A 6,458-nucleotide genomic window follows, 5' to 3' on the forward strand; every position below is an offset into this window, starting at 1 on the left:
CGTCAACCTCTACACGCCGCCCGTCCTCCGCCAGTGCCGGGCCAGACCGGCGATCACCTCCGGCGCGGCGTGGAGGCCGGGCGGCGTGTAGAGGTTGACGCAGACGACCTCGTCCGGCCCGGACAGCGACCGGTGCGGCAGGCCCGCCGGGATGTGCACACCCTCGCCGGGACCGGCCTCGCACAGGTCGCCCGCAATGACGAAGCGCCGCCGCCCGGCGAGGACGAAGGTCACCTGATCCTCGCGATGGAAATGCACCGGCAAGGCCACGTCGCGGCCGCGCACCGTCCCCAGCTCGACGATGCCGATGCCACTGCCGATGGGACGCCAATAGTCCCAAACCTGTGGACGCCCCATGACGGCAATCTTTCCCATCGAGCCGTTTTCGGAATGCGATTTTCGCATGGCGCCGATCTGGACTCCATCGCGCCGCGCATCCTGTGGCATAAGAGCCCCCGCCACGCCATGGGAACAACGCCGCAGGAACGCAGCCGCACATGATCCGCTTCGACAACATCAGCAAGCAGAATGGTCACCGAATCCTCTTCCTCGAAGCATCGGCGGCGTTGAACCGGGGCGAAAAGATCGGGCTGGTCGGTCCCAACGGGGCGGGCAAGACGACGCTGTTCCGCATGATCACCGGCGAGGATTTGCCGGACACCGGTCAGGTGGCGATCGAGAAGCAGGCGACCATCGGCTACTTCAACCAGGACGTCGGCGAGATGTCCGGCCGCTCCGCCGTCGCCGAGGTGATGGACGGCGCCGGCCCGGTCAGCACCGTCGCCGCGGAGCTGGCCGAACTGGAGGCCGCCATGGCCGACCCCGACCGCGCCGACGAGATGGACGCCATCATCGAACGCTACGGCGAGGTCCAGGCCCGCTTCGACGAGCTGGGCGGCTACGAGCTGGAGGGCAAGGCGCGCGAGGTGCTGGCCGGCCTCAGCTTCAGCCAGGAGATGATGGACATGGACGTCGGCATGCTGTCCGGCGGCTGGAAGATGCGCGTGGCGCTGGCCCGCATCCTGCTGATGCGGCCCGAGGTCATGCTGCTCGACGAACCGAGCAACCATCTGGACATCGAAAGCCTGATCTGGCTGGAAGGTTTCCTCAAGGGCTTCGAGGGCGCGCTGCTGATGACCTCGCACGACCGCGAGTTCATGAACCGCATCGTCAACAAGATCATCGAGATCGACAGCGGGTCGCTGACCAGCTACTCCGGCGACTACGGCTTCTACGAGCGCCAGCGGGCGCTGCGCGAGAAGCAGCAGGAGGCGCAGTTCGAGCGCCAGCAGGCCATGCTGGCCAAGGAGCTGAAGTTCATCGAGCGCTTCAAGGCCCGCGCCTCCCACGCCAGCCAGGTCCAGAGCCGGGTGAAGAAGCTCGACAAGATCGAGCGGTTCGAGCCGCCGAAGCGCCGCCAGATCGTGACCTTCGACTTCCCGCCGGCCCCGCGCTCCGGCGACGACGTGGCGGTGCTGAAGAACGTGCACAAGGGCTACGGCAGCCGGACCATCTACGAGGGGCTGGACCTGACGATCCGCCGCAAGGAGCGCTGGTGCGTCATGGGCGTCAACGGCGCCGGCAAGTCGACGCTGCTGAAGCTGGTGGCCGGCGCGACCGAGCCGGACAACGGCACCGTCACGGTCGGCGGCAGCGTGCGCATGGGCTATTTCTCCCAGCACGCCATGGACCTGCTCGACGGCGACAAGACCATCTTCGAATCGCTGGAGACCTCCTTCCCGCAGGCGAGCCAGGGAGCATTGCGTGCACTCGCCGGTTGCTTCGGCTTCTCCGGCGACGACGTGGAGAAGAAGTGCCGCGTGCTGTCCGGCGGCGAGAAGGCCCGGCTGGTCATGGCGATCATGCTGTTCAACCCGCCCAACTTCCTGGTGCTGGACGAGCCGACCAACCACCTCGACCTCGACACCAAGCAGATGCTGATTTCGGCGCTGGGCGCCTATGAGGGCACCATGCTGTTCGTCTCGCACGACCGCCATTTCCTGGCCGCCCTGTCGAACCGGGTGCTGGAGCTGACGCCGGAGGGCATCCACCAGTACGGCGGCGGCTACACCGAGTATGTGGCGAGCACCGGGCAGGAGGCGCCGGGCATCCACTGACGCCGGCCCGGACGGTGCGGGAACGCGTGCGCCGCAACAAGCGGCTTGCGCGGCCCGCCCCCTCCATGGAAACTCGTGCCCGTGTCGTTCGGGCTGGGTTGCGCAACCATGGAGATTTTGGAATGGCTGGGTACGACAACGCCGACGGCCCCGCGGGGCTGGTCATCCGCCTGATCGACACCGCGGTGAAGGCCCTGGACGAAATGTCCGACGCCGCGGGGGAGATCGCGCCGGACGTCGGCACTCTGACGGACACGCTGGTCGCCGCCCAGCGCATCGCCGACCGCGCGTCGCAGGATCTGCAACGCCTGTCCCAGAAAGTGGCCGCCCAGTAGCGGCCGAAACGGTGCGGCGCCGTGACGCGCCGCACCGCGCCTTCATCAACGGCGCTGGCCGGCGGTGAAGGTGAAGTTGTCGAAGCTGTTCTCGGCAACGCGGAACCACAGGAATTCCTCGTCGCGGAACTTCTTCCACGGCTCGTAGATCTTGGCGAACTTCGGGTTGTTCTTGGCGGTCTCGTCGTACAGCTCGTAGGCCGCCTTGTAGCAGGCCTCCATCACCTCGCGCGGGAAGGGACGGAGCTGGGCTCCACCGGCCACCAGACGCTTCAGGGCGGCGGGGTTGTCGGCGTCGTACTTGGCGTTCATGATCGCCAGCGCCTCGAAGCAGGCCGCTTCCAGGGCCGCCTGATAGGGCTTCGGCAGCTCTTCCCACTTCTGCTGGTTGACGAGCAGCGACACGTTCAGGCCGCCTTCCCACCAACCGGGGTAATAGTAGTACTTGGCGACCTTGTTGAAGCCGAGCTTCTCGTCGTCGTAGGGGCCGATCCACTCGGCGGCGTCGATGGTGCCCTTCTCCAGCGACGGGTAGATGTCGCCGCCGGCGATCTGCTGCGGCACGACGCCCAGCTTGGTCAGCACCTGGCCGGCGAAGCCGCCGATGCGGAACTTCAGGCCGCTCAGGTCCTGGACCGTCTTGATCTCCTTGCGGAACCAGCCGCCCATCTGGGTGCCGGTGTTGCCCGCCGGGAAGTTGACGACGTTGTAGCCCTTGAAGAACTCGCGCAGCAGTTCCATGCCGCCGCCCTGGAGAATCCAGGCGTTCTGCTGGCGGGCGTTCAGGCCGAACGGCACCGTCGAATCGAAGGTGAAGGTCGGGTCCTTGCCGACATAGTAATAGCTGGCGGTGTGGCCGCACTCGACCGTGCCGTTCTGCACGGCGTCGAGCACCTGGAGGCCGGGAACGATCTCACCGGCGGCAAAGGGACGGATCGTGAACTTGTTGTCGGTGATGGCGGCGACGCGGCGCGAAATCACGTCGGCGGCGCCGTAGATGGTGTCCAGGCTCTTCGGGAAGCTGGAGGCGAGGCGCCAATGCACTTCCGGCGTGCTCTGCGCGATGGCCGGAGCCGCCAGGGTGCTGGCCGCGACGCCGACACCGGCGCTGGCAAGGAATGAACGGCGTTTCATACGGGAAGTCCCCTCCTGTTCTTTTGTTCAGGAACGAACCTATCAGCCTCCTCCAAACCCCCGCAAAAGGTTAGCCGTGCAATGGGCGAATAGCTTCCCCGCCGAAATATTTCGTGACAAACCGTTCGCGGTTGAAACCAACGGTCACGGCACCGCCTATCGGTGGTCGCGGAAGCGCCCATAGGTGTAATGGGCAGCACAGCCGCCCTCCGCCGACACCATGCAGGAGCCCATCGGATTCTCCGGCGTGCAGACGGTTCCGAACAGCCTGCAATCGCTTGGCTTCTTCACCCCGCGCAGGATGTCGCCGCATTCGCAGCCCTTGTGGTCGGGCACCGCGCGGCCCGGCATGGCGAATCGCCGCTCCGCGTCGAAGGCGGCGAACGCCTCCTTCAACCGCAAGCCGCTGTCGGGGAGGGAGCCGAGGCCCCGCCATTCGAAGCTGGGGCGCACGTCGAAGGTGTCGGCGACGAGCCGCTGGGCCTTTTGGTTGCCGTCCGGGGTCACCGCGCGGGTGAACTGGTTCTCCACCGCCGCCCGCCCCTCGTTCGCCTGCCGGATCAGCATCAGGATGGCCTGGAGGACGTCCAGCGGCTCGAAACCGGCGATCACCACCGGCTTGCGGTAGGTTTCCGCCACGAACCCGTAGGGGCGGCTGCCGATGACCACGGAGACGTGGGCCGGCCCGACGATGCCGTCGAGCGGCAGCGTGCCCATCTCCCGCACCTCCGGGCTGTCCATGATGCCCCGGATGGCCGCCGGGGTCAGGACGTGGTTGCAGAAGACGCTGAAGTTCCTGAGGCCCTTGGCCTTGGCGGCGTGAACGGCCACCGCGGTCGGCGGGGTGGTCGTCTCAAAGCCGATGGCGAGGAAGACGACGTCGCGGTCGGGATTGTCCTCGGCGATGCGCAGGGCGTCCATGGTCGACAGGACCATCCGCACGTCCGCCCCCTCGGCCTTGGCCTTCAGCAGGCTGACCCGCCCCGATCCCGGCACGCGCAGCACGTCGCCGTAGGTGCACAGGATCACGCCGGGCTGGCGGGCGATGGCGATGGCGTCGTCGATCCGCCCCACCGGCAGGACGCAGACCGGGCAGCCCGGACCGTGGATCATCCGCACGGTGTCCGGCAGCAGGTCGGGGATGCCGTAGCGGGACACCGCGTGGGTGTGGCCGCCGCAGAACTCCATCAGGTGATAGGTCCGCCCGGTCGCCGCTTCCCGCGCGATGGCGGCGGCGATGCCGCGGGCCAGCGCCGCGTCCCGGAATTCATCGACGTATTTCATCGCACCCGCCCCTTCCGCCTGCCGTCATGGCATTTGGACGGCGGCGGGAAGCGCTGGCGTTGATGCGGATCAAGAATGGGGCGCGGCGCGGCGGCATCACGCTTGCCGCGCCGCGAACCGTCCTACTTGGAGGCGCCCATCATGGGCAGCGACAGCTCCGGCCCCCGCCCCGAATCCTCGATGGCGATGGCCGAGGAACCGGGGGAACCCAGCGCCACGCTGACCGGACGTCCGTTGTTGTGGTTCTTCCACATCTCGTAGAGCGCCAGCGCCGCGTAGATCTTGGCCTCGCGGCTGGTGTTGTAGAGCCATTCCTGGGTCGGGATGACGCGCAGCGTGCCGTTGCCCGACTGTTCCACCTTCTCCGCGAAGCGGTAGCCGAGCTGGTTGTTGATGCCGGCCAGCAGCCCGTCGAAGCCCGAAGAGATGCGCCCGAACCCGGCGTCCGACGCCGCGGACGACGCGCCGCCCAACGTGCTCGGCGTCTGCCGCTTCACGAGGTCGCCGAAGACCCAACCCTCCTCGCCGGTGCGCATCGAGCGCACGCCGATCCAGTTGCCCTCCTGCTTCAGCTCGATCACCTCGTCGCCGCGGGTGACCGTGGAGCGGACCGAGGCGTTGTCGGACGGGGCCGCGCGCAGGTTCACCTTCTCGCCGGTCACCGTATGGATGTCGCCGGGGGCCGCCGCCGCGGGCAGGGCCAGCGCCGCCGCCACGCCGAGGCCGGCCAGAGTTCCGAGGAAAGTCTTCGTCATCCGAGACATGTGCATTCTCCCGCAGAACGCGCGCATCGCGCGCCGTTTCCCCTACAACAGGCAAAGGCGGGGTATGCTCCATGGACAGAGGACGGGCGGGCGGAACTACTCGAAAGACACACGCAACGGGCTGTCCCCGGCGGGCCAGACGCCGCGGTCCACGGCGCGGGCGCCCTCGAAGACCAGCCAGCTCTGCCGCCCGTAATGGGGCAATGGGCGCAGCAGCGCCTGGAGCGCCGCCGCGTCGTCCGCGGCCACCGCCAGCAGCGGGCGGCCCCGTGGGGTTCTTGCGGTCCACACCCGCGCCGTCCCGCGACCCTTGAGGCTGTCCGGCAGCGGCGGCAGGCCGAGCCGGGCCAGCAGCCGGTCGACCTCCCCCGCCGCCCCGATCACGGCAAGCGGGGCGTCTGGGTTGGCGCGGTCCGCGGTGGCGATGCGCGGCTTGCCGTCCGCCAACCGTTCGGCCAGCGCGCGGGCGGCCTCTGCGGCCGGGCCGTCGGCGGCGATGACCGTGGTGGCCGCGTGGTCCAGCGTCACGTCGCGCAGGGTTGGCGGAGCCTCCCCCGGCGCCAGACGGCGGAACAGGCCGAAGCCCGGATCGACCGCCAGCGCCCGCGGCGCGGCGGCGGTCGGGATCGTCACGGTCGCTTCGCGGCCGTCGAGGCGGATGGTGCGGCGCTCCACTCCCGCCGCGGTTTGCACCTCCACCGGCACGGTCAGGCCGTAGGCCGGCTCGCTTTGGCGCAGGGTCAGCGCCACCCCGTCGCCCCTGCCCTTCGCTTCCACCAAGTCCAGGGAGGGCGCGCCCACACGGGTCAGCCATTGTTCGAAGA

At 68.5% G+C, this 6,458-nt stretch carries 6 protein-coding genes and 1 pseudogene; 2 read left to right on the forward strand and 5 right to left on the reverse strand.

Annotation, left to right across the window (positions count from 1 at the left end; translation table 11 throughout):
* Positions 1-9: 9 nt before the first annotated feature.
* On the reverse strand, positions 10-375 hold the full coding sequence (locus GBZ26_RS25485; protein WP_247884905.1) for a cupin domain-containing protein: 366 nt from the start codon (positions 373-375) through the stop codon (positions 10-12).
* Between the two features lie 122 nt (positions 376-497).
* Between GBZ26_RS25485 and GBZ26_RS25490 the strand changes: the two genes are divergently transcribed.
* A complete protein-coding gene (locus tag GBZ26_RS25490) occupies positions 498-2,117 on the forward strand; it encodes an ABC-F family ATP-binding cassette domain-containing protein (protein ID WP_137141802.1) in 1,620 nt (539 codons plus the stop codon).
* 122 nt (positions 2,118-2,239) lie between these two features.
* Positions 2,240-2,452, forward strand: coding sequence for a hypothetical protein (locus GBZ26_RS25495; protein ID WP_174441237.1), 213 nt, complete (start codon positions 2,240-2,242; stop codon positions 2,450-2,452).
* Between the two features lie 45 nt (positions 2,453-2,497).
* Here the strand turns inward: GBZ26_RS25495 and GBZ26_RS25500 are convergent, their stop codons facing one another.
* From GBZ26_RS25500 to GBZ26_RS25515, 4 genes and pseudogenes are all read right to left on the reverse strand, one after another.
* The gene (locus GBZ26_RS25500; protein WP_174441238.1) at positions 2,498-3,586 is read right to left on the reverse strand and encodes a TRAP transporter substrate-binding protein; all 1,089 of its coding nucleotides are present in this window, start codon (positions 3,584-3,586) and stop codon (positions 2,498-2,500) included.
* 156 nt (positions 3,587-3,742) lie between these two features.
* Positions 3,743-4,870: a hydrogenase formation protein HypD gene (gene hypD, locus GBZ26_RS25505; RefSeq protein ID WP_174441239.1), complete on the reverse strand. Its 1,128-nt coding sequence runs from the start codon at positions 4,868-4,870 to the stop codon at positions 3,743-3,745.
* 122 nt (positions 4,871-4,992) lie between these two features.
* Positions 4,993-5,625, reverse strand: a complete 633-nt coding sequence (locus GBZ26_RS25510; protein ID WP_247884906.1) for an SH3 domain-containing protein — start codon at positions 5,623-5,625, stop codon at positions 4,993-4,995.
* A 105-nt stretch (positions 5,626-5,730) separates the two neighbouring features.
* Positions 5,731-6,458, reverse strand: a pseudogene (locus tag GBZ26_RS25515) (M1 family metallopeptidase); the annotation flags it as partial.

The sequence above is a fragment of the Azospirillum formosense genome, from assembly GCF_013340925.1.
Taxonomy (GTDB): domain Bacteria; phylum Pseudomonadota; class Alphaproteobacteria; order Azospirillales; family Azospirillaceae; genus Azospirillum; species Azospirillum formosense.

Coding starts and splice junctions, on each gene's coding strand:
- GBZ26_RS25485 (WP_247884905.1), bottom strand. CDS start 375: ATGGGAAAGATTGCCGTCATGGGGCGTCCACAGGTTTGGGACTATTGG.
- GBZ26_RS25490 (WP_137141802.1), top strand. CDS start 498: ATGATCCGCTTCGACAACATCAGCAAGCAGAATGGTCACCGAATCCTC.
- GBZ26_RS25495 (WP_174441237.1), top strand. CDS start 2,240: ATGGCTGGGTACGACAACGCCGACGGCCCCGCGGGGCTGGTCATCCGC.
- GBZ26_RS25500 (WP_174441238.1), bottom strand. CDS start 3,586: ATGAAACGCCGTTCATTCCTTGCCAGCGCCGGTGTCGGCGTCGCGGCC.
- hypD (WP_174441239.1), bottom strand. CDS start 4,870: ATGAAATACGTCGATGAATTCCGGGACGCGGCGCTGGCCCGCGGCATC.
- GBZ26_RS25510 (WP_247884906.1), bottom strand. CDS start 5,625: ATGACGAAGACTTTCCTCGGAACTCTGGCCGGCCTCGGCGTGGCGGCG.